This window comes from Micrococcus porci (assembly GCF_020097155.1).
Classification (GTDB): domain Bacteria; phylum Actinomycetota; class Actinomycetes; order Actinomycetales; family Micrococcaceae; genus Micrococcus; species Micrococcus porci.
Genome location: NZ_CP083691.1, coordinates 1857210 through 1880004, shown reverse-complemented (window position 1 = coordinate 1880004; position 22795 = coordinate 1857210). Strand labels below are relative to the sequence as shown.

At 72.0% G+C, this 22795-nt stretch carries 21 protein-coding genes and 1 pseudogene; 14 read left to right on the top strand and 8 right to left on the bottom strand.

The features are described 5' to 3' along the window. The first annotated feature begins 85 nt into the window (after positions 1 to 85). Positions 86 to 1132, top strand: a complete 1047-nt coding sequence (locus KW076_RS08850) for a DUF305 domain-containing protein (protein WP_224355003.1) — start codon at positions 86 to 88, stop codon at positions 1130 to 1132. A gap of 154 nt (positions 1133 to 1286) precedes the next feature. Here the strand turns inward: KW076_RS08850 and gabT are convergent, their stop codons facing one another. Then, positions 1287 to 2612, bottom strand: coding sequence for a 4-aminobutyrate--2-oxoglutarate transaminase (gene gabT / locus KW076_RS08845; protein WP_224355002.1), 1326 nt, complete (start codon positions 2610 to 2612; stop codon positions 1287 to 1289). A 115-nt stretch (positions 2613 to 2727) separates the two neighbouring features. On the opposite strand from gabT, the gene KW076_RS08840 reads away from it, so the two are divergent. Together KW076_RS08840 and KW076_RS08835 are read left to right on the top strand one after the other, a co-directional pair. Further along, positions 2728 to 3705 carry a LysR family transcriptional regulator gene (locus tag KW076_RS08840; RefSeq protein WP_224355001.1) on the top strand — a complete coding sequence of 326 codons (978 nt, stop codon included), beginning with the start codon at positions 2728 to 2730 and terminating at the stop codon, positions 3703 to 3705. Between the two features lie 613 nt (positions 3706 to 4318). Next, positions 4319 to 4636 (top strand): hypothetical protein, encoded by a 318-nt coding sequence (locus tag KW076_RS08835; RefSeq protein ID WP_224355000.1) that lies wholly within the window; start codon positions 4319 to 4321, stop codon positions 4634 to 4636. Positions 4637 to 4724: 88 nt separating this feature from the next. On the opposite strand, the gene KW076_RS08830 is transcribed toward KW076_RS08835, so the two are convergent. The 6 genes from KW076_RS08830 to KW076_RS08805 all read right to left on the bottom strand — a co-directional run bounded on the left by KW076_RS08830 (position 4725) and on the right by KW076_RS08805 (position 10637). Beyond that, positions 4725 to 5042: a GNAT family N-acetyltransferase gene (locus KW076_RS08830; protein ID WP_224354999.1), complete on the bottom strand. Its 318-nt coding sequence runs from the start codon at positions 5040 to 5042 to the stop codon at positions 4725 to 4727. Between the two features lie 72 nt (positions 5043 to 5114). Further along, complete coding sequence (locus KW076_RS08825; protein WP_224354998.1) at positions 5115 to 6344, bottom strand: aminotransferase-like domain-containing protein; 1230 nt, start codon at positions 6342 to 6344, stop codon at positions 5115 to 5117. Continuing rightward, a complete protein-coding gene (locus KW076_RS08820) occupies positions 6341 to 8107 on the bottom strand; it encodes a thiamine pyrophosphate-binding protein (protein ID WP_224356819.1) in 1767 nt (588 codons plus the stop codon). Before KW076_RS08820 ends, KW076_RS08825 begins: the two co-directional genes overlap by 4 nt. A 41-nt stretch (positions 8108 to 8148) precedes the next feature. Then, positions 8149 to 9165, bottom strand: a complete 1017-nt coding sequence (gene speB / locus KW076_RS08815) for an agmatinase (RefSeq protein ID WP_224354997.1) — start codon at positions 9163 to 9165, stop codon at positions 8149 to 8151. Positions 9166 to 9228: 63 nt separating this feature from the next. Beyond that, positions 9229 to 9801 carry a helix-turn-helix domain-containing protein gene (locus KW076_RS08810; protein WP_224354996.1) on the bottom strand — a complete coding sequence of 191 codons (573 nt, stop codon included), beginning with the start codon at positions 9799 to 9801 and terminating at the stop codon, positions 9229 to 9231. 527 nt (positions 9802 to 10328) lie between these two features. Beyond that, a complete protein-coding gene (locus tag KW076_RS08805; RefSeq protein ID WP_224354995.1) occupies positions 10329 to 10637 on the bottom strand; it encodes a GNAT family N-acetyltransferase in 309 nt (102 codons plus the stop codon). 127 nt (positions 10638 to 10764) lie between these two features. On the opposite strand from KW076_RS08805, the gene KW076_RS08800 reads away from it, so the two are divergent. The 4 genes from KW076_RS08800 (at position 10765) to nrdE (ending at position 15221) form a co-directional block, all read left to right on the top strand. After that, positions 10765 to 11799: a hypothetical protein gene (locus KW076_RS08800; RefSeq protein WP_224354994.1), complete on the top strand. Its 1035-nt coding sequence runs from the start codon at positions 10765 to 10767 to the stop codon at positions 11797 to 11799. A gap of 518 nt (positions 11800 to 12317) precedes the next feature. Continuing rightward, complete coding sequence (nrdH, locus tag KW076_RS08795) at positions 12318 to 12563, top strand: glutaredoxin-like protein NrdH (RefSeq protein WP_224354993.1); 246 nt, start codon at positions 12318 to 12320, stop codon at positions 12561 to 12563. 37 nt (positions 12564 to 12600) lie between these two features. Then, positions 12601 to 13056: a class Ib ribonucleoside-diphosphate reductase assembly flavoprotein NrdI gene (nrdI, locus tag KW076_RS08790; RefSeq protein ID WP_434084376.1), complete on the top strand. Its 456-nt coding sequence runs from the start codon at positions 12601 to 12603 to the stop codon at positions 13054 to 13056. A gap of 38 nt (positions 13057 to 13094) precedes the next feature. Further along, a complete protein-coding gene (gene nrdE / locus KW076_RS08785; RefSeq protein ID WP_434084375.1) occupies positions 13095 to 15221 on the top strand; it encodes a class 1b ribonucleoside-diphosphate reductase subunit alpha in 2127 nt (708 codons plus the stop codon). Between the two features lie 84 nt (positions 15222 to 15305). Here nrdE and KW076_RS08780 read toward each other — a convergent pair whose 3' ends face one another. Continuing rightward, positions 15306 to 15776, bottom strand: a complete 471-nt coding sequence (locus KW076_RS08780; protein WP_224354990.1) for a DUF2087 domain-containing protein — start codon at positions 15774 to 15776, stop codon at positions 15306 to 15308. Positions 15777 to 15838: 62 nt separating this feature from the next. Here KW076_RS08780 and KW076_RS08775 point away from each other — a divergent pair. The 7 genes and pseudogenes from KW076_RS08775 (at position 15839) to KW076_RS08745 (ending at position 22784) form a co-directional block, all read left to right on the top strand. Continuing rightward, a pseudogene (locus KW076_RS08775) lies at positions 15839 to 16718 on the top strand (IS5 family transposase). Between the two features lie 172 nt (positions 16719 to 16890). Further along, a complete protein-coding gene (gene nrdF / locus KW076_RS08770) occupies positions 16891 to 17877 on the top strand; it encodes a class 1b ribonucleoside-diphosphate reductase subunit beta (protein WP_224354989.1) in 987 nt (328 codons plus the stop codon). A gap of 507 nt (positions 17878 to 18384) precedes the next feature. Further along, entirely contained in the window at positions 18385 to 19290 is a 906-nt protein-coding gene (locus tag KW076_RS08765) for a MetQ/NlpA family ABC transporter substrate-binding protein (RefSeq protein ID WP_224354988.1), read from the top strand. Between the two features lie 3 nt (positions 19291 to 19293). Then, positions 19294 to 20388 (top strand): methionine ABC transporter ATP-binding protein, encoded by a 1095-nt coding sequence (locus tag KW076_RS08760; RefSeq protein WP_224354987.1) that lies wholly within the window; start codon positions 19294 to 19296, stop codon positions 20386 to 20388. Further along, a complete protein-coding gene (locus tag KW076_RS08755) occupies positions 20385 to 21062 on the top strand; it encodes a methionine ABC transporter permease (RefSeq protein ID WP_224354986.1) in 678 nt (225 codons plus the stop codon). Before KW076_RS08760 ends, KW076_RS08755 begins: the two co-directional genes overlap by 4 nt. Positions 21063 to 21150: 88 nt before the next feature. Next, a complete protein-coding gene (locus KW076_RS08750; protein ID WP_224354985.1) occupies positions 21151 to 22017 on the top strand; it encodes a thioesterase family protein in 867 nt (288 codons plus the stop codon). Then, entirely contained in the window at positions 22014 to 22784 is a 771-nt protein-coding gene (locus KW076_RS08745; protein WP_224354984.1) for a lipoate--protein ligase family protein, read from the top strand. Before KW076_RS08750 ends, KW076_RS08745 begins: the two co-directional genes overlap by 4 nt. Positions 22785 to 22795: the final 11 nt, after the last annotated feature.

Here is a 22795-nt window from a genome sequence, read left to right as displayed (position 1 = left end):
GGCTCCGGAGCGCGTACCGTTTGAGGGCCGGAGGTCCCGCGGGCCGCCGGCCGCGCCCGTCATCCGCCCGAGAGGACCGCCTTCCATGAACCGAGCCACCGACGCCACCGCCCCCGTGTGCCCTGTGCGCTGGTCCGCGGCCGCCGGCGGCCTGCTGGGGCTCTCGCTGGTGCTGGCCGGCTGCGGCACGTCGGCCCAGCCCGTGCCCGCCGGCTCCGGGTCCAACACCTATCTCGAGGGTGTGCTCGCGACCCCCAGCGCCACCAAGGCCGACCCGCTCGCGGCGGACCAGCGGTTCGTCGCCTCGCTCCTGCAGAACCAGTACCAGGTGGTCCAGGAGGCGGACCACGTGCTCTCCCGCCCCGACATGGACGGCGAGGTGCGGGACATGGCCCAGCAGCACAAGGACGTCGCGAACCAGCGGATCGGCGACCTGTCCTCGCGCCTGCAGGCGTGGGGCCTCGAGGTGCCCGCCGCCCCCGAGCCCCTGGTGGACGACACGAAGCCGAGCGGCCGCCCCACCGGCGACCCCTCCGAGATCCAGGCCTCCAAGGGTCAGCAGGCCGCCGCCGACATCCGGGCGGGGCTGCTCACGGCCTCCGATCAGTCCGCCCTCGTCACCGCCGACGACGACGCCGCCGGCCGCATCTACCTGCTGCAGGTCCACCGTCTGCTGCAGGGCGGCGTGAGTCTGGCCGGCACGGAGTCGGATGAGGGCACGGACGAGGAGACCAAGAAGATCGCCTCGGACCTGATCGACGCGGACCGGCCCCGCATGCAGCGGATCCTCGAGAAGCTCGGCGAGAACGGCGTGGTGGCGGCCGTGCCCTCGCCCACGGCCCCCAACTCCGGCTACCAGGGCCCGATCTCCCTGCCCAGCCAGGCCGGCGGCGACGGCGCCAACGTCGACTACACGCCCTCTGCCCTCTACGAGATGTGGTCCACGCTGCCGCCGCCCGCGACGAGCTCGTCCGCGGACGGCTCCTCCACCGGCCCGAGCCCGAGCGCCCAGCCGACGCCGACGCCGGCGGACACGGCCAGCCCCCGGCCCACGCCGGGCGCGTCCGCCCAGCCGGGGGCGGCGTCGTCGACCGCCTCCACGACCGGGGCCGCGTCCACCCGGAACGGCTGACCCCGGCGCGGGTCATCGCACGAGGTCCACGCGGCGGCCGGCGGCATCGCCGCCCCGGCCGCTCGACGAGGGCCGCGGTCATGCCCGCCGGTGGTCCGGGAACGCCGCGAGGGCCCCGCCGGACGGCGGAGGCCCTCGTGGCCAGGGACGTGGGTCAGGCGGACTGCAGCGCCGTGGTGACCTCGGCCAGGCCCTCGCGCAGCAGCTCCTCGCCGATGGTCAGCGGGGGCAGGAAGCGGACGACGTTGCCGTAGGTGCCACAGGTGAGCAGCACGACGCCGGCCGCGCGGACGGCCGCCGCGAGCTTGCCCGTGAGGGCGGCGTCGGGCTCGCCGCTGGCGGGGTCGACGAACTCGATCGCCATCATGCCGCCGCGGCCGCGCACCTCGGCGATGCGCTCGTCGGCGTTCTGCTCGAAGTGCTCCCGGATGACGCGCTCGATCATCTGCGCCTCCTGCAGCAGGCCGTCCTCCTCGATGGCCTCGAACACGGCCAGGGAGGCGGCGGTCGCGACGGGGTTGCCGCCGTAGGTGCCGCCCAGGCCGCCCGGGTGCACGGCGTCCATGACCTCGGCGCGGCCGGTGACCGCGGACAGCGGCATGCCGCCGGCGATGCCCTTGGCGGTGCACATCAGGTCGGGCTCGATGCCCTCCAGCTCGGAGGCGGACCAGGCGCCGGTGCGGGCGAAGCCGGACTGCACCTCGTCCGCGATGAACAGCACATCGTTGGCCGTGCACCACTCGACGATCGCCTGCAGGAAGCCCTCGGCGGGGACGATGAAGCCGCCCTCTCCCTGGAGGGGCTCCATGATGACGGCGGCCAGGTTGTCGGCGCCGATCTGCTTCTCCATCGCGGAGATGGCCTTCTTCGCCGCGGCGGCGCCGTTGAGGCCGTCGCGCAGCGGGTAGGAGCCGGCCACGCGGTAGACCTCCGGGGCGAACGGGCCGAAGCTGTGCTTGTAGGGCATCGACTTGGCCGTCAGCGACATGGTCAGCGTGGTGCGGCCGTGGTAGGCGTGGTCGAAGGCGACGACGGCCTGCTTGCGGGTGTAGGCGCGGGCCACCTTGACGGCGTTCTCCACGGCCTCGGAGCCGGAGTTGAAGAGGGCGGTGCGGGTCTCCCCGGAGATCGGGGCCTTCTCGCCCAGCTTCTCGGCGACGGCGACGTAGCCCTCGTAGGGGGTGATCATGAAGCAGGTGTGGGTGAAGTCGGCGACCTGCTCCTGCACGGCCTCGACGACCTTGGGGTGGGAGGCGCCCACGGAGGTCACGGCGATGCCGGAGCCGAGGTCGATCAGGCGGTTGCCGTCGACGTCCTCGATGATGCCGCCACCGGCGCGGGAGGCGAACACCGGCATGGTGGTGGCGACGCCGGCGGGCACGGCGCCAGCCTGGCGGGCAGCCAGCTCGCGGGACTTCGGGCCGGGCAGCTCCGTGGCGATGTGGCGGGACTGTTCAGGGGCGGTGACGGGGGAGGTCATCGGGGGCTCCTTGGACGGTGGATCGGGGCGTCCCCGTGGGGCGCGCCTCCATCGTCCGGCCGGCGGGGGCATCACGTCCAATGATGAATGTGGATGCGGGCTATTCTCTCGAGGCATGGACAGCATCGCCGCGGGGGGACGGGCCCTCGACCTGGACCACCTCCTCGACCCGGCGCTGCTGCGCACCTTCGTGGCGGTGGTCGACGAGGGCACCGTCACGGCCGCCGCACGCGAACTCGGCCTCGGCCAGTCCGCCCTCACCCGCCATCTGCAGCGCCTCCAGCGCGACCTCGGCCTGGCCCTGTTCGCGCCCGAGGGCGCGCGGCTGCGGATCACGCCAGCGGGGCAGGCATGGCTTCCCGTGGCCCGCAGCCTGCTCGCGGCGCACGCGCACGCGCGGCAGGCGGCGCGGATCCTCGCGGCGGGGCGGCTGACGGAGCTCTCCCTCGGGGCGCCCGGCACCACCCTCATCGACGTCGTGATCCCGTTCCTCACGGTGCTGGGGGAGGGCGACCCCGCCGTGCGCGTGACCGAGACCCAGCTCGACGACTCCCTGCAGGACTCGGTCGCGCGCCTGGACCTGGTGGTCCTGCCCTCCACCCCGCCCGACGACGTCGCCGCTCTGCCGCTGCAGAGCATGCCCGTGTGGGCCTGCGTGGCCCCGGGCCACCCCTGGGCGGACCGGGACGAGCTGGACGCCGCGGAGCTGGCCGGCGCCCGCCTCGTGCTGCCGTCCCGCTCCTTCAAGGCCCGCCGTGTGTTCGACGCCGCGCTCGAAGTCGCCGGGGCGGCCCCGCGCCAGGTGGTGGAGGCCAACTCCGGCCGCGTCGCCCAGGCGCTCGCGGCGAACGGCACCGCGGTCGCCGTCGTCACGGAGGACCCCGCCTTCGGGCTGCGCCCCCTGCCCATCCGGGCCGGGGGCCGACGTCTGGAGGTCCACCTGCACGCCGTGTGGCGGCGCGACCACTTCGCCGCCGAGGAGATCGCGGGCGTCGCCGCCCAGCTGCGGGTGTTCGTCCGGCGCCGCTACGACGTCGCGGAGGCGCAGGACGATGCCGACGGGTCCTTGTCCCGGGCCGTCAGCGTCGACTGACGGCGGCGCGGGTGCTCGGGCCGATCACCGCGCGCCGATCACGAGGGAGAACGGATCGGGCACAACTCGGCCACAGGTCTGGTGCAGACCCCTCGCCGGACGCAACCTGGGGTCGTCCCCGCCGACCGGGCGGGGACGCCGACACCGGCGCGGCCGGGGCCCAGGCCGGGGGCGTTCGCCAGGACCTCGCCAGGTTCACCACCGTGCCGGGGGACCCGACGGTCCTCGTCGTGGACACCGAGCACGACGTCGACGCCGACGAGATCCGCATGACCGTGGCCCCCTTCACCGTCACCTCCGCCGCAGACACGCCGATCGCCGGGGAGCGGGGCCTGGAGACGGACGTCGAGTTCCCCTCCGACTCAGAGCTGGAGCGCGGCGTCGTGGACGTCGTGGGGGCCCGCCGCGTGCTGGCCGACGAGGGCGTCGACCACGTGGTCCTCACCCTCTACGTGGACGGCCGCGAGACCGGCTCGGCGGTGTACGGCCCCGACGCACACCTGGGCGACGACGTCCCCGGCGAGCCGGTGGGGCCTCCGGTCCGCAGGACTACGACTTCGCCTACCGCCCCGACGCGGACGAGCGCACGCTGCTGTCCGCCCCCGGGTCCCGGATGGTGTACCTCCAGGGCGGCCCCTCCTCCGGCACCCCCGGCGGTGGCGTCACCGTGCTCGCGGAGGAGCCCCAGCACGGCCGACTCGTGGTCGTCCCCGGCGAGCAGGGCGCATTGCCCTACGCCGAGTCGCACGTCCTCGCCCAGCTGGGCGCGGGCGAGGACCCCGCCCCGACCGCGCCGGACGCTGAGCACGCCGTGCCCGGGAAGGTGCAGACCGGTGACGAGGCGGCCTGGTGGGCCGTCGGCCTCGGGGCTCTCGGGGCCGGCGCACTGGTCGCCGCCCGGCGCCGGTTCGGCCTCGGCGAGGCCCGCTGACCCGCGACGTCCCCGACGCCGGCTGAGCCCGCCGACGCGCGACGGCCCCACACCCGTCGAGGTGCGGGGCCGTCGTCGTGCGCTCCGCTCACCGCGCGTCCAGGAGCCCCGCCTTCTCGGGGTGCTCCTCGAACCAGCGGGCCACGTACCAGCACATCGGGACCACCGTGGTGCCGCCGGCCGCCCCGCCGCGGGCCTCGATGTCCGCCACGGCGCCGGCGGTGAGCGTGGCCGCGTGCCCCTGCCGGCGGTGCACCGGCACCGTGAACGCGCGGGTCAGGGACACCGCGGTGCCGTTGTCGCGGTAGTCGAGCGCGGCCAGCAGCTCGCCGGAGGCGTCGTGGAGCTCATAGCGGGAGGCGGCGTCGTTCCGGGTGAACGTGGTCGGGGAGTCGGATGCATCCATGCCACGGGGAACGCGCACACGGCCCCGGGTGTTCCGGGCCCCCGGGAGGCGTCCGCACCGCGCCACGTCAGCTCACCGCGCCCCCTCCACGGCGGTGTTGACCACGGGCGCCAGGCGGCGCACACCCTCGGCCAGTGTCTCCTCATCCACGAAGGAGTAGGCCAGGCGCAGTGTGGAGTGCGTCCCGGGGACGGGCGTGAAGGCTGCACCGGGCACGAACACGGCCCCGGCGGCGATGCCCCGATGCATCAGCTCCACGGCGTCCACGCCCGCGGGCAGGGAGCCCCAGAGGAAGAACCCGCCCGCCGGCGGCGTGAAGGTGAAGCCGGGGTCCCAGTGCTCGGCGATCGCCGCCTGCAGGGCCTGCGCGCGGCTCCGGTACAGGCCCGTCACCCCTCGGACGTGGTCCTGCCAGTCGTACTCCGTGACGAAGGCGGTGGAGAGCATCTGCGACGTCGTGGAGGCGTGGATGAACGCCGACTCCGCGCAGAGGTAGAACTCGCGGTGCAGCGCCTCGGGCACCAGGGCCCAGCCCACGCGCACGCCTGGGGAGAAGATCTTGGACATCGTGCCCAAGTACACGGTGCGCTCGCGGTGGGCGGCGGCGATCGGGGCGACGGGGGCGCCGTCGAACGCGATCTGCCCGTAGGGGTTGTCCTCGACGATCAGCACGCCGTGCCGCTCACACACCGCGGCGACGTCGTCGCGCCGGTCGGCGGGCAGCAGCAGTCCGGAGGGGTTGGCGAAGGACGGGATCGTGTAGAGGAACGCCACACGGCGGCCCTCGGCCTCGAGTCGCGCCAGCGTGGCGTCCAGGTCCGCGGGGACCAGGCCGTGCTCGTCCGTGGGCGTGGCCACGGCCTCGAGCTCCCACGTCTGGAAGGAGGTCAGCGCGCCCACGAACGTGGGGTCCTCCACCACGACGACGTCGCCCGGGTCCGCGAACGCGCGGCAGGCGGTGTCGATCGCGGCCTGGGAGCCGGGGGTGATCACCACGAGCTCCGGGTCGGCGTCCGGGATCCCGTCCGCGGCCATGACCGCGCACGCCGCCACGCGCATGCACTCCAGGCCCTGGCCCGGCCCGTACTGCAGGGACGCGGTGCCCTGCTCCGCCACCAGGCGGGCGGCCGTGGCTCCGAGCTCCTCCAGGGGCAGGCCGGCGAGCCACGGGTTGCCGCCGGCCAGGGACACCAGGTCCGGGTCCATGGCGATGTCGAAGACGTCGCGCACGGCCGACTGCTGGACGGTGGTGGCCCGGCGGGCCAGGTGGGCGCGTGCGCCCGCGGGGTCGAGGGTGCTCATGCGGCGCGTCCTTCCGGTCGGGTGGTCTCGGCGAGGCCGGGGCCGGCCTCGTCCGCGGGGACGGGGGCCTCGAGGTGGCTGGGCGCCCACATCGCCAGGCGGGTCTGCACCACGACGACGTTCGGCCCGTCCTCCTGGAACGCGCGCTCGAGCGCGCCGCGCACGTCCTCCACTCCCACCGTCTCGGCGGGCACCCCGAAGGAGGTCGCCAGGGCCGCGAAGTCCGGGCGGGCCAGCTCGGTGGCCGTGGCCTTGCCGAACGCGCCCTCCATGTACTCGCGCAGGATGCCGTACCCGCCGTCGTCGATGATCAGCCACGTGACGTCCGCGTCGTGCTGGCGGGCCGCGGCGAGCTCGGCGATCGAGTACATCGCCGAGCCGTCCCCGGCCACGGCCAGCACCCGCGCGTCGCGCCCGGCCGAGGCCAGGCCCACCGACGCCCCGAACGCCGCGGGGAAGCCGTAGCCCAGCCCGCCGGCGCCCTGCGCCGAGTGGAACTCGCCGTCCTGCGCGTCCCAGCAGTTCCAGCCCCAGTACGCGGCGATGGTCATGTCCCAGAACGTCTGCATGGTCGACGGGACCGCCGCCCGGATGTCCGCCAGGAGCCGGCGCTCGCGGCCCAGGTCCTGGGCGTCCAGGCGCGCCGTGACCTTCGCGTTGACTTCGGCCACCACGTCCGCGGGGGTGCGGCCGTGCCAGGGGCGCTCGGCCGGGCGGGCGGTCTCGTCCGCGCGAAGCGCGTCCGCGAGGGCGGCCAGGGCCTGCCCGGCATCGGCCCGCACACCCAGCGTGGGATGGTTGGTCTCCAGCACGCGCGGCTCGGCGTCGACCTGGATGAGCCGGCCGCGGGGCTCGAGCGTGAAGTAGTTCGAGGTGACCTCGCCCAGGGAGGAGCCCACGACGAGCAGCACCTCGGCGTCCTCCAGCAGCTCCGTGACGTGCCGGTCCTCCACCCAGCCGCCCAGGGACAGCGGGTGCCCCCACGGGAAGGCGGTGTTGCCGCCCGGCGAGCAGACCACGGGCGCCTGGAGCAGCTCCGCGACCTCCCGCAGGCTCGCCATCGCGGCCCGGCCGGAGCGGCGCACGCCGCCGCCGGCCACGATCGCCACCCGCTCCGCCCCGCGCAGCCAGCGCACAGACTCGGCCACGAGCTCGGCGCGCGGCGGATGGTCGTAGGGCACCGCGAGCGCGTCCTGCACCGGGGGCACCATGACCTCGCCGAGCAGCACGTCCTGCGGGATCTCCACCCACACCGGCCCCTGCGGCACGGTGACGGCCTCGGCCCACGCGTCCTGGATGGCCGAGGGGATGCCCGAGGCGTGGTGGACCGTGAACTGGGCCTTGGTCACGTTCTTCGCGGAGGCTTTCTGGTCGTCCAGCTGGTGCAGCATGCCCTTGCGCCGGGCACCGAGCCCGGAGAGCGGGATCTGCGAGGCGATCACGAGCATCGGCACGCCCGTGGCGTACGCCTCCTGCAGGCCGGCGAGGGACGTCAGCGCGCCCGGGCCGGTGGAGAGGAAGAGGACGCCGACCTCGCCGGTGGCACGGGCGTACCCGTCCGCGGCGAAGGCGGCGTTGTTCTCCACGCGGCTGGACACGAACCGCAGGCTCGAGCGGGACAGGGCGTCGAACAGGCCGAGCGCGTGCTGGCCGGGGATGCCGAACACGGTCCGTGCGCCCAGGGCGTGGAGCGTCTCGACGGCCAGGTCGCCGCCGTTGCGGCGGGCCGTGCCGCCGCCAGCGCCTCCGGCGGCGGCCGCCATGTCCGCGGCCTCCTGGGGGACGGCCGCGTCGTGGCGGGCGCTCATGCGTCCACCCCGCCCTCTGCGGCCGCGCGGGTGGCGCGGCGGTCGGCCATCAGGGAGATCAGGTCGTAGGCCACGTGGGAGGCGGCGACGCCGGTCAGCTCGGCGTGGTCGTAGGCCGGGGCCACCTCCACGAGGTCGGCACCGACGATGTCCAGGCCGCGCAGGCCACGGAGGATCTCGAGCAGCTCGCGGCTCGTGAGGCCGCCGGCCTCGGGGGTGCCGGTGCCCGGCGCGTGCGCGGGGTCGAGGACGTCGATGTCCACGGAGATGTAGAGCGGCCGGCCCCCGATGCGCTGGCGCAGCTGGTCCACGATCTCGTCGACGCCCTTGCGGAACACGTCCGAGGAGGTGACGATGCCGAAGCCCATGCGGTGGTCGTCGTCGAGGTCCTTCTTGCCGTAGAGCGGGCCGCGGGTGCCCACATGCGAGATGGCCTCGGTGTCCAGGATCCCCTCCTCCACGGCGCGGCGGAACGGGGTGCCGTGGGTGTACGCGGCGCCGAAGTAGGTGTCCCACGTGTCCAGGTGGGCGTCGAAGTGCAGCAGGGCCACGGGCTCACCCGCACGGGCGGAGGCGGCGCGCAGCAGCGGCAGGGCGATCGTGTGGTCGCCGCCGATGGTCATGAGCGAGGCGCCGTCCTCGGTGAGGTCCATGGCGTCCTGCTGGATCGACTCGAGGGCCTCGCCGATGTGGAACGGGTTCACCGCCATGTCCCCGGTGTCCACCACCTGGGCCTGCGCGAAGGGGGAGGTCTCCGTGGCCGGGTTGTACGGGCGCAGCAGCCGCGAGGACTGCCGCACGTGGCCGGACCCAAAACGTGCACCGGGGCGGTAGGAGACGCCGGCGTCGAACGGCACGCCGACCACCTTGATCTCCGGGGCGACGCCGGCCGCGGCCGCCTCGTCCAGGCGCGGCAGCAGCGCGTAGGTGGGGGCGCCGCCGTAGCGGGGCACGAGGGCGGAGTTCACGGGGCCGAGGCGGCCGTTGTCCTCGACGCGGGGGATCTCGAGCATGGTGCTCTCCTGGGGTTGTCGGGCGGGGTGGGGATGGGACGGGGTGGCGCGGGACGGAGGTGCTCAGGTGCGTCCGGCGAGGATCCAGAGGACCAGGGCGGGGGAGTCCGGGTCCGGGTTCTGCCAGGAGTGGGGCTCCTGGCCGCTGAAGGTGGCGGTGTCCCCGGCGGCCAGGGCGTGGGCGCCGTCCACGGTGCGCAGCGTCAGCCGGCCCGAGACCACGTGCACGGACTCGACCTCGCAGTCCACCGTGTACAGCTCGTCCTCACCGGTGCCGCCGGGGGCGATCTCCGCGCGGATCACCTGCAGGGGCCGCAGCCCGGGCGGGGAGAGCAGGCTCTCGGTGATCCCCTGGCCGCCGAGGCTGATCGCGGGCGCCTCGCCGCCGCGCACCACGGTCACCTCGGGGGCGTCCAGCACGTGGCCCGGGCTGGTGCCCAGCGCCTGGCACACGGCCACGAGGGAGGCCACCGAGGGGCTGGTGAGGTCCCGCTCGACGCGCGAGAGGAACCCCTTGGACAGGCCCGTCACCTGGGCGAGGTCGGCCAGGGAGATGCGCGCCTGCTCGCGCAGGGCGCGGAGGCGGCGGCCCACCTGCGGGGTGGTCGGCGTGGGGTGCAGCGGCAGGGATTTCATGGGCCTCGGGGGTGCTCGGGGTCGGGGTGTGACGATGTCAGGGCCAGGTGTTGCTCATCGTGAAACCGATGTTTACCGTATGCGCGCTGGGCCGTCCGGGCAATGGGCGCGCCGCATCCCGAGTCCGAAACCGGATCGGCGCCGAAGCGTGTCCGTCCCGTGCTGGGCGGGCTCGGAGGGCGCCCCTAGCGTGTGAGGGGCACCACATGGTGCGCCGTTCGAGAACGGAGTCCCGTCATGGCCCGCACCCGGCCCTGCACCCGCAGCGCCGCCCGCCACCGGCAGGCCGTCCTGTCCCAGCGCACCACCCGCTTCGCCGCCGCTGTCCTAGCATCCACGGGGCCACTGCCCGTTGCGGCCCCCTCCACGAGCGGCAAGCCCGTCCATCGGACGACCGAGCATCCGGCACCTCGGCGGATCACCACGAAGTGACGCGCTGATCCCGCATGCGCGACGGGGCGGCCACCGGAGGACCGGTGGCCGCCCCGTCGCACGTCCGAGGAGGTCTCGCTCCGCGGGGGGCGAGGTCAGACGCGGGCGAGCATGGCCTGCCGCTCGGGGTGCTCGTCGAACCACTGGGCCACGTACCAGCACATCGGCACCACGTGCGTGCCGCCGGCCGCCCCGCCGCACTCGGCGATGTCCTGCACCGCCCCGGCGGTCAGCGTGGGCGCGTGGCCCTGGCCGCGGAACGTCGGCACGGTGAAGGCCCGCGTCAGGGACACGGCGGTGCCGTTGTCGCGGTAGTCCAGCACGGCCAGCAGCGTGGCGCGGCCGTCCTGCTCATTCGGTGACCGCCTGGGGCGGCCGGCCCGCTCCGGCCACGAGCCGGACACGGGGTGGTCTCGCTTCCGTCACAGCTGTTGCGTGGGCGGGGCATCGGGCTCCACACTCGCAGTATCCGGCCGGGAGGGCCGGACTCACCCGCGGCCGCTCGGCCGCACCGCACCGAAGGAGCCCGTCGTGGACCATGTCGCCTCACACCCCCGCATCCGCCCCGCCTCCATGCGCCTGATCACCGCGGCAGGGACCGTCGGCCTCGCCGCCGCCGTGCTGGCCGCCCCTGCCTCCGCCACCCCGCACCTCGGCGAGCAGGCGGTCTGGGGCTGCGTCTATGACACCGCCGGTGTGTACACCTTCACGGACCAGGAGACGGGCGCGACCGCCTCCTCGGCGTCCGTCCCGTTCGTGCTCCAGGACGCCGCGGCCGACCCGGAGGCCCACACGGCCGAGGATGTCACTGTGGCGGTCCGACCCGCCGGCTCCGACGCCGCCGACGCCGTGCAGATCCCCTTCGCGGGAGGCGATCCGGTCGGTGCGTTCGAGACGCGCGACATCGTGGCGGCCCTCGGTCCGGACGTGAGGCAGGCGGTCGTCGAGGTGCGTGTGGACGGCGTGACCGAGGCCGCCACCGTCCTGGAAGTGGAGACCGGCACCAATGCCGCCGACCAGGCCTGCTTCGCCTACGAGTACGGCACCGAGGTCATGGGCCCCCAGGTCGAGCGCATCGACGTGCCGTTGCACCAGCCGGCGGACCTGGGCCGTCCGGCGGACGGCTCCTTTGCGTTCGGCGTCTCCTCCACCCCGGCTGCGGTCGAGGTCACCGTCGAGGGCGAGACGCACTCCCTGCCCGTCGCCGGGGTCTGGCAGGAGGGCTCGTTCTTCGGCGTGGACGAGCCGGTGGCGGCACTCAAGGAGGTCGACGGAGGCTACGGCTACAAGGAATGGATGTCGGAGGCCCTGGCCCGGTTCGACGGGACGGACTACGCCCTGGTGTACGGCGAGGACGCCGACGGCGTGACCCGCTCCCGCCTCGCGCTCCTGCATCCATACGTGGACCGCGCGGTCGAGGACGCCGCGGCCCCGGCCGAGGGTGGGCACACGGTCCCGTCCAAGGTCCAGACGGGCGACGAGGCGGCATGGTGGTTGGCCGGCGTCGCCGCTCTGGGGGCGGGCGCGCTGGTGGCGGCCCGGCGTCGTCTGGGGCTGGCCGCGTGACGCGGTGATCCTCCGCAGGTGACAGGCGCTCAACGGCTCTGATGCCGTGATTCCGGGCGGGTCTCTTCGTGGGACCCGCCCGAAGTCCTCTCCAGTCCACCGGGGCGTTCGGGTGGGACCCTACGGCCGCCGCCGCCCCACATCTTGTGTCCGCGACACCCCCGGACACGCCGTCTTCCGGTGTGGCCGGATCGACTCTCCGGGTGTGGACGGGGTCCTCCACAGCCTCGGCCGGCTGTGGACAGCGACACCCCGACCACGCGTCTCCCGCATGGTTACGCCGTTGTGATTCGCCCCCTCCTGTGGAGCGTGGTGTGGACGGGATGTCAACTCGAAGCACACGGGTGTAACTACTACATGTAGTGCTCAGTGCACCCCGTGGCACCCAGATGTAGTATCGATTCAGCGCACCGAGGCCCCTCGCCGGATCGCCGGCAGAGGGGCCCGTCGCACCAGACTTCCCACGGCCTCCGGGCCGAGACAGCACTCACCACACCGAGGAAGAAGGACGAGCCGCCATGACCGTCACCGTCTACACCAAGCCGGCCTGCGTCCAGTGCAACGCCACCTACCGTGCACTGGACAAGAAGGGCATCGCCTACGAGACCGTGGACATGTCCCAGGACCCGGAGGCCCTGGACCGCGTGCGCGCCCTGGGCTTCATGCAGGCCCCGGTGGTCATCACGGACACCGACTCCTGGTCCGGCTTCCGTCCGGACAAGATCGCCGAGTTGGCCGAGTCCGCGGCCACCCAGGTGGCCTGACGCCGCGATGACCACGGCCACCGCCGGCCCGAACCACATGCGGGACGCGGAGGCGCAGGGGCTCGTCCCCACGGACGCGCGGCTCATCTACTTCTCCTCCGCCTCCGGCTACACCCACCGATTCGTCGAGAAGCTCGGCCTGCCCCTCGGACAGGCCGCCCGCCTTCCCCTCCTCACGCGGGAGCCGACCCTCGGCGCCACCGCCCCCTACGTGCTGCTGACCCCCACCTACGGCGGGGGCGGGGACACCGGGGGGGAGGTGCCCAAGCAGGTCATCAAGTTCCTCAACGTCCCGGGCAACCGGGCGCTGATCCGGGGCGTCATCGCCTCCGGCAACACCAATTTCTCCGGGGCCTACGCCGCGGCGGGGTACATCATCTCCCGCAAGTGCCAGGTCCCCCTGATGTACAAGTTCGAGCTCATGGGCACCCCCGAGGACGTCGTCGCCGTCCGGGAGGGCCTCGAGCGCCTGGAAGAAGGACAGCACGCATGACCGTCACCGAGGCCGACCTCATCCAGCAGGCCAAGCACATGCCCGAGGCCTGGCAGGACCTGGGCTACCACGAGCTCAACGCCATGCTGAACCTCTACGGGTCGGATGGGAAGATCCAGTTCGAGGCGGACCACGCCGCCGCCCGCCAGTACTTCTTGCAGCACGTCAACACCAACACGGTGTTCTTCCACGACCTCGAGGAGAAGCTCGAGTACCTGCAGGAGAAGCACTACTACGAGCCGGAGACGTTCGCGCAGTACGCCCCGGAGTTCGTCAAGGCGACGTTCGACCGCGCGTACAAGGCGAAGTTCCGCTTCCCCACCTTCCTCGGCGCGTTCAAGTTCTACACGTCCTACGCGCTCAAGACCTTCGACGGCAAGCGCTATCTGGAGCGCTACGAGGACCGCGTCGCCGTCGTGGCCCTCCACCTGGCCGCGGGCGACGAGGCCCTCGCCACCCACCTCGTGGACGAGATGATCTCCGGCCGCTTCCAGCCGGCCACCCCCACGTTCCTCAACGCCGGCAAGGCCCAGCGCGGCGAGCTCGTCTCCTGCTTCCTGCTGCGCATCGAGGACAACATGGAGTCGATCGCCCGCGGCATCAACTCCGCCCTCCAGCTGTCCAAGCGCGGCGGCGGCGTCGCCCTGTCCCTGACGAACGTGCGCGAGCAGGGCGCCCCCATCAAGCACATCCAGAACCAGTCCTCGGGCGTGCTCCCGGTGATGAAGCTGCTGGAGGACTCGTTCTCCTACGCGAACCAGCTGGGGGCCCGCCAGGGCGCCGGCGCCGTCTATCTGCACGCGCACCACCCGGACATCCACCGGTTCCTGGACACCAAGCGCGAGAACGCGGACGAGAAGATCCGCATCAAGACGCTCTCCCTCGGCGTCGTGATCCCGGACATCACGTTCGAGCTGGCCAAGCGCAACGAGGACATGTACCTCTTCTCCCCGTACGACGTCGAGCGCGTGTACGGCAAGGCCTTCTCCGAGATCTCCGTGACGGAGAAGTACTACGAGATGGTGGACGACGCGCGGATCAAGAAGACCAAGATCAACGCGCGTGAGTTCTTCCAGACCCTGGCCGAGATCCAGTTCGAGTCCGGCTACCCGTACATCGTGTTCGAGGACACCGTGAACCGCGCCAACCCCATCAAGGGCCGGATCACCATGTCCAACCTGTGCTCCGAGATCCTGCAGGTCTCCGAGGCCTCCGAGTACAACGAGGACCTGAGCTACGCCCACGTGGGCCAGGACATCTCCTGCAACCTCGGCTCCATGAACATCGCGAAGACCATGGACTCCCCGGACTTCGGGCGCTCCGTGGAGACCGCGATCCGCGCGCTGACCGCGGTGTCCGTGATGAGCGACATCCAGTCCGTGCCGTCCATCGCCAAGGGCAACTCCGCCTCCCACGCGATCGGCCTGGGCCAGATGAACCTGCACGGCTACCTGGCCCGCGAGCACGTGCACTACGGCTCCGAGGAGGGAGTGGACTTCACGAACATCTACTTCTACACGGTGCTCTTCCACGCGCTGCGGGCCTCGAACCTGATCGCGCAGGAGACCGGCCAGAAGTTCGGCGGCTTCGAGGACTCGACGTACGCCTCCGGCGAGTTCTTCGCGAAGTACACCGAGCAGGAGTGGACGCCGGCCACCGCCCGCGTCGCCGAGCTGTTCGAGACCGCCGGCATCGACATCCCCACCCAGGACGACTGGCGCGAGCTCCAGGCAAAGGTCATGGAGCACGGCCTGTTCAACCGCAACCTGCAGGCGGTCCCGCCGACGGGCTCGATCTCCTACATCAACAACTCGACCTCCTCGATCCACCCGGTGGCCTCGAAGATCGAGATCCGCAAGGAGGGCAAGCTCGGCCGCGTGTACTACCCGGCGCCGTACCTCACCAACGAGAACCTCGAGTACTACGAGGACGCGTACGAGATCGGCTACGAGAAGATCATCGACACGTACGCCGCGGCGACGCAGCACGTGGACCAGGGACTGTCCCTGACGCTGTTCTTCAAGGACACGGCCACCACCCGTGACCTGAACCGCGCGCAGATCTACGCGTGGACGAAGGGGATCAAGACGATCTACTACATCCGCCTGCGCCAGCTCGCCCTCGAGGGAACCGAGGTCGAGGGCTGCGTGAGCTGCATGCTCTGAGCCTCGGCTCGCCCCACGACGACGGCGACGCACCTTGAGCGGGTGCGTCGCCGTCGTTCGTCCGGAGCCCGGCCGGGTGAGTGGTCACCTCCGCCAGTACGCCGAGCCGTCCAGCTCCCGGTCCACGAGGCCGAGGTCGTAGGCGTGGCGGCGGAAGAAGGCCACGTCCACGACGAAGAGGGCCAGACGGTCGTTGAGGGTCGCCTCCGGGACGCGCTCGCCGGGGGAGAGGACACGCTCGACGACGGCGCCCACCGCCGCGTCGACCTCCCCGTGCGGGAGGTCGCCCACGCGGATCCGCCCGCCGTCCAGCACGGCCAGCGGGCCGAGGGCCCGATCGAGGGCGGCGACCGCGTCCGCAAGGAAGGCCTCCTGCAGGACCGGGGTGTCGTCGTCGTCCGCGCGGGTGAGGCCGACGGACTCGGCGGCCTTCAGCGCGCCGCGGTCGGAGGCGGCGACCTCTGAGCCGGTCAGCAGTGCGCCGAGGGCGCGCCGGATGCGCGGATTGCGGAGCAGCGCCACGAAGGACCGGGTGGGGCGGAGGGAGTCGTGCATGGTCGTCACCCTAGGGCGTGTTGCTAAAGGGTTTCAAGCTTTGGGTGCGCCAGTCTTGAGGGGTGTCGCGTGATGTCATCTCGGACGAGGTCTGGGCCGTGATCGGCCCGCTGTTCCCTGCCCCGAAGTCCACGGGTCGGCCCCCGGTGGATCGGCGCGCGGTGGTCGAGGCCACCGCGTGGCGCTTCCGCACCGGAGCTCCGTGGCGGGATCTGCCCGAGCGGTTCGGGAACTGGAACACGATCTACAAGAACTTCAACCGGTGGGCCGCCCAGGGTGTGTGGGAGCGCGTGCTCGAGCGCACTCAGTCGATGGCACAGCAGGCTGGCGAGCTGGATTGGGTGGCCTCGATCGATTCCACGATCGTGCGCGTCCATCAGCACGGGGCGACCCTGCCCCGCCCCACAGGGGGCCCTGATGAACTACAAGAAATCCGGGGACGAGCCGGCTGATCATGCCATCGGACGCTCCCGCGGCGGTCTGACGACGAAGTCTCATCTGGTCTGTGATGGCAAGGGCAGGGTGCTGGCGTTCGTGGTGACCGGCGGGCAGGTGGCGGACACCTCGATGTTGGCCACCACGCTGGAGCTGATCAGCGTGGCCGGCGCCCGTGGGCGGCCCAGGGCGCGGCCTGACCGCCTGATTGCGGACAAGGGCTACCCCTCGAAGGCGAACCGGTCTTGGCTGCGCCGGCATGGCATCGCGGCCACGATCCCCGAGCGGGCCGATCAGATCGCGCACCGGCGCCGCCGCCCAGGAAGACCGATCGACTTCGGTGAAGACCAGCGCCAGCGCTATCGGGGCCGCAATGTCGTGGAGCGGTGCTTCAACCGGCTCAAACAGTGGCGAGGAATCGCGATGCGCTCGGACAAGTACGCCCGGAGCTATCACGCCGGGCTCTGCCTCGCCGCGACACTGCATTGGCTGACTACTACCCTTTAGCAACACGCCCTAGGCGCACGACGAAGATCACGTGCCGACCACGCCGGGGCGCGAGTGCCGAAGGAGGTGCGCTGGCCTAGACTGGCCCGCGACTTCATGCCCCGCGCGCGCCGCCGTCGCGCCCCGAGATCCGCATGATTCCACCGATGTCTTCCAGAAGGATGTGCCTGCCATGACTGAGCCGCACCACGGACCCTCCGTCCACGATCACCTCGTCGAGGCCATCAACTGGAACCGCATCCAGGACGAGAAGGACAACGAGGTCTGGCAGCGCCTCGTCAACAACTTCTGGCTGCCCGAGAAGGTGCCGCTGTCCAACGACGTCCAGTCCTGGAACCAGCTCACCGACGACGAGCGCCTGCTCTCCATGCGCGTGTTCACCGGCCTGACCCTGCTGGACACGATCCAGGGCACCGTCGGCGCCGTCTCCCTGATCCCGGACGCGATCACCCCACACGAGGAGGCCGTCTACACGAACATCGCGTTCATGGAGTCCGTGCACGCGAAGTCCTACTCCTCGATCTTCTCCACGCTGGCCTCCACCAAGGAGATCGACGAGGCCTTCCGCTGGTCCCGCGAGAACCCGAACCTGCAGCGCAAGGCCCAGCTGATCCTGGAGCGCTACGACGGCGAGGACCCATACAAGAAGAAGATCGCCTCCACGCTGCTGGAGTCCTTCCTCTTCTACTCCGGCTTCTACTGGCCGATGTACCTCTCCTCCCACGCGCGCCTCACCAACACGGCGGACCTGATCCGCCTGATCATCCGCGACGAGGCCGTGCACGGCTACTACATCGGCTACAAGTACCAGCGGAACATCGAGACCCTGCCCGAGGAGCGCCGCGAGGAGCTCAAGGCGTTCACCTTCGAGCTCATGTTCGAGCTGTACGAGAACGAGGTCGAGTACACCCACTCCCTGTACGACGCGGTGGGCCTGGCCGAGGACGTGAAGAAGTTCCTGCACTACAACGCGAACAAGGCGCTGATGAACCTGGGCTACGAGCCGATGTTCCCGGCCGAGACCACGGACGTGAACCCGGCGATCCTCTCCGCGCTCTCCCCGAACTCGGACGAGAACCACGACTTCTTCTCCGGCTCCGGCTCCTCGTACGTGATCGGCAAGGCCGAGGCCACCGAGGACGAGGACTGGGACTTCTGATCCCGTCCGCCTGATCCCCGTCCCGACGCCGGCCGGTCGCCTCCCCGCGGAGGCGCCCGGCCGTCGTCGTCCCGCGAGGGGCATCACTCGTCGGCCCCGGGCCCCGCAGTATGACGCTGCGCGTCACCGCCCTGCCCGATGGAGCGCACACGCTGCGATACGCTTGGGCCCAGCTTCAGGAGAAGCGGCTGTGGACCCCGCCTCGGCGGGTCCACGTGGTCCCATGACGAGCCGCTCGCCAACCCCATGTTCACGGGTGGCAACGGACCGAGAAGCGGCCCGCCTCCGCTGCGTGCAGACCCCCCGAGGGGAGCCCGCGGTGACTGGGGGACGGGCAAGAGCAGCGTTCGAAAGGATCCCGGCCTCCGGCTCGGGGCGTCTCTCGCCCCCGCCCGCCGTGCTGTGCCCCGCGGGGAATCACCCACCGCACGGCCCACCCCGCACCGTTCCGCACCCGCCGTGCCCACCCGCGCCGGCGACGTCGCCCCGTCCTCCAAGGAGAACCCCATGACGACCCCCTCGAACATCTCCCGCCGCTCCTTCGCCGGCCTGTCCCTGGCCGCCGTCGGCGCGCTCGCCCTGACCGCCTGCAACTCGCAGGCCGAGAAGAAGGGCGACGACGGCGCCCAGACCGTGCGCATCGGCGTCGTGTCCGAGAACGAGACGCACCGCGCCCTGGTGAAGCTCGCCAAGGAGAAGCACGGCATCGACGTCGAGATCCGCAACTTCACGGAGTACACGCAGCCGAACCCGGCGCTGGACAACGGCGACATCGACATGAACTGGTTCCAGCACATCGCCTACCTGGCCGACTACAACCAGGCCTCCGGCAAGGACCTGACGCTGATCGGGACCACCGAGATCATCCCGCTGCCCCTGTACTCCAAGAAGTACAAGGACGTCTCCGAGTTCCAGAAGGGCGACACCGTCGCCATCCCGAACGACACCGTGAACCAGGCCCGTGCCATCAACGTGCTCGTCGCCGCCGGCCTGCTGAAGCTGTCCAACGAGACCATCCGCCCGGAGCCCAAGGACATCGACGAGGCCGCCTCCACCGTGAAGGTCCAGACCGTGGCCGCCCAGCAGACCGTGAACGCGCTCGAGTCCGTCCAGGGCTCGGTCATCAACAACACGTTCTCGGCGGATGCCGGCATCGACACGAACACCGCCCTGTTCAAGGACGACCCCAAGGCCGACTCCGCCAAGCCGTTCGTCAACGGCTTCGCCGTGCGCCGCGCGGACCGCGAGAACGAGACCTACAAGAAGATCGCGGCCCTGTACCACGAGCAGGCCGTGCTGGACGAGTCCGCGAAGCTCTCCTCCGGCACCAGCGTGCCGGTGCAGCTCGACGCCGCCCAGATCGACGAGACCCTGAAGCAGTACCAGGACGCGATCGCGAAGCAGGGCGCCTGATCCATGGCAGGTTCCCATTCGTCCGACCGTGACGCGGTCACCCCGGGGCGCCACTCTGAGGGCGCCCCGGGGGAGCCGGTCATCGTCTTCGACCACGTCAGCCGCGTCTACGCCGCCAAGAAGGGCCGCGGCGTCACAGCCGTGGACGACGTCTCGCTCAGCGTGAACCGCGGCGAGGTCTTCGGTGTGATCGGCTTCTCCGGCGCCGGCAAGTCCACCCTGATCCGCATGATCAACGGGCTGGAGAAGCCGACGTCGGGCACCGTCACGGTGCTGGGCCAGCAGGTCTCCCACCTCTCCGAGGCGAAGCTGCGTCCGCTGCGCACCCGCATCGGCATGGTGTTCCAGCAGTTCAACCTGCTGACCTCCCGCACGGTGGCCGGGAACATCGAGTTCGCCCTGGACACGGCCGGCTGGCCGCGGTCCACGCGCCGCGCTCGCGTGGCGGAGCTGCTCGAGTTCGTCGGCCTGGCGGACAAGGCCAAGCACTACCCGGAGCAGCTCTCGGGCGGCCAGAAGCAGCGCGTCGGCATCGCCCGCGCCCTGGCCGCCGAGCCGGAGATCCTGCTCGCGGACGAGGCCACCAGCGCCCTGGATCCCTCGACGACGCACGAGGTGCTCTCCGTGCTGCGCCGCGTCAACGAGGAGCTCGGGGTCACGATCGTGGCCATCACCCACGAGATGGAGGTCATCCGCTCGATCGCCGACCGCGTCGCCGTGATGGACACCGGCCGCGTGGTGGAGACCGGCAAGGTCTACGACCTCTTCTCCCGGCCCGCCCACTCCGCCGACGCCGCGTCCTTCGTGGCCACGGCACTCAAGGACCGGCCGAATGCCGACGAGGTGGCCCGCATCCGAGCGCGCACCGAGGGTCGGCTGATCATGGTCTCGCTCAAGGACTCCGCCGCGGTCTCGGCCGTGCTCGGCACCGCCTCGACGCGCGGCGTGGGCTTCGAGATCGTCCACGGCGGCATGTCCGCCACCAAGGACTCCGCGTACGGCCTGCTCACCGTGGCGCTCACGGGCGAGGCCGCCGCGGTGGACGCGTTCGTCGCGGACCTGGCCGGCGCCGGGGACGTGCAGGAGGTGCACCAGTGATCGACCGATTCCAGAACCTCGACTGGGGGTACTACGGCCCCGAGCTGATGACCGCCGTGGGGGACACCCTCTACATGGTCGGCTGGGCCTTCATCCTCGGCGGCATCCTCGGCCTGCTGGTCGGGCTCGTCCTCTACACCACGCGTCCGGGCGGCATCTTCGCCAACCGTGCCGTCTACCTGGTCACGAACTTCGTCGTGAACCTGATCCGGCCCATCCCGTTCGTCATCCTCATCGCCGCCCTGCAGCCGCTGACCATCGCGGTGCTCGGCAGCGGCATCGGCAACACCGCCGTGGTGTTCTGCATGATCTGGGCGTCCACGTTCGGCATCGCCCGCATCGTGGAGCAGAACCTCGTCTCCCTCGACCCCGGCGTGATCGAGGCCGCCCGCGCGATGGGCGCCTCCCGCATGCGGATCGTGCGCACCGTGGTGCTGCCCGAGGCCCTCGGCCCGCTGATCCTCGGCTTCACGTTCGTGATCATCTCGCTCGTGGACATGTCCGCGATGGCGGGCATCATCGGCGGCGGCGGCGTCGGCAACTTCGCCATCGTGGAGGGCTACAACCGGTTCCGTCCGGAGGTCACCTGGCTGGCCGTGATCGTGGTGATCGTGTTCGTCCAGGCGCTGCAGCTGATCGGCAACGGCATCGCCCGCAAGGTCATGCGCCGCTGAACCCCGGCTCGGCCCACGCCACGACGGCCGGTGACATCCCCGCGGGGACGTCACCGGCCGTCGTCGTCGTTCTGGCAGACTTCGGCCCATGACCGACATCACCTCCACCCCCGCGACCTCCGTCGCCGACGATCCCCTGGCCTTCTACGTCCGCCTCGGCGAGCCCACCGTGGACGCCGACGGCGTCCGCACCTCCCGCGTGCGCTCCACCGTGCACGCTCAGGGCGCATGGCGGGAAGAGGAGATGCACATGGCCGCCGTCTCGGGCCTGCTGCTGCACGAGGTGGCCGCGCACGAGACCACCCCCGGGCTGCGGGTGGGACGGCTCTCCTACGACATCCTGGGCACGCTCTGGTCGGGCGAGCTCGAGGTGGTCACGCGCACCCTGCGCCCGGGCCGCACCATCGAGCTCGTCGAGTCCGTGCTTCACGCCCGGGGCCGCACCGTGCTGACGCTGCGCGCCTGGCTGCTGTCCACCTCGGACACCTCCGCCGTCGCCCAGCTGCCGGACGAGCCCCTCCCGCCGCGCTCGCAGGCGCAGGCGCACAACGCGCTCCACGGATGGGGAGGCGGGTACATCGCCTCCCTCGACGGCGTCATCCTGCCCGGCCACGGGCCGGGCCACGGCCGGGTGTGGCTCACCACGGACCGCGAGATGGTGGCGGGGGAGAGCACGAGCGACCTGGTGCGCCTGATCAGCCTCACCGACGCGGCCAACGGGATCGCCCCGGCCCTGCCGGCGAAGCCGGGCGGGTGGTTCTTCCCCAACGTGGACCTGCAGATCCACCTGTACCGCGAGCCCACCGGCCCCTGGCTCGGCCTCGCGGGGCAGGTCACGGTGGGCCCGGACGGCGTGGGCCTGACCAGCACCGTCCTCCACGACGACGACGGCCCGTTCGCCCACGTCGAGCAGACCCTCACCCTGCGCTCCTGGCCGGTCGAGGGCGGCCTGTGAGCGCAGCTCCCCGGCTGCGCTGGGCCGTGCAGGAACGGACCCTCGGGGCCGCTGACGACCTCGACTGGGCCATGGGCGAGCTGGCCGTCTTCCGCGCCGCCGCGGCCGAGGGGAGGGCCCTCGACGACCTGATCCGCGTCTACGTGCCCGAACCGACGGTCGCGTTCGGCCAGCGCGACGCGCGGCTGCCCGGCTTCGAGGCCGCGGCCGCGGCGGCCCGGGCCCACGGCTTCGAGCCGGCGGTGCGCCGGGCCGGCGGACGGGCGGCGGCCTACCACCACGGCTGCCTGGTGGTGGACCACCTGAGCCAGCAGGAGGACGCCACGCTCACGCAGCAGGCCCGGTTCGCGGAGTTCGCCGACCTGTTCGTGCGGGCGTTCGCGCGCATGGGCGTGCCCGCCTCCGTGGGCGAGATCCCGGGGGAGTACTGCCCGGGCGAGTTCTCCGTGCAGGGTCCTGCGCCGGCCTACCCGGTGAAGCTGGCCGGCTCCGCGCAGCGCGTGGTGAAGGGGGCGTTCCTGTTCTCCACCCACGTGGTGGTGTCCGACCCCGCCCCGCTGCGGGCCGTGCTCGTCGACGTCTACCGGGAGCTCGGCCTGGGCATGGACCCGCGCACGGCGGGCGCGGCCGAGGACGTGCGCCCCGGGGTGAGCGTGCCCGCGTTCGCCGCGGCCCTGCGGGAGGAGTACACGGCGTGGGCGGCCGCCGCCGGGCTCGAGGTCGTGGACGAGCAGCTCGCCGTCCTCGGCGCGGGCACCTCCGGCTGAGGGCACGGGCG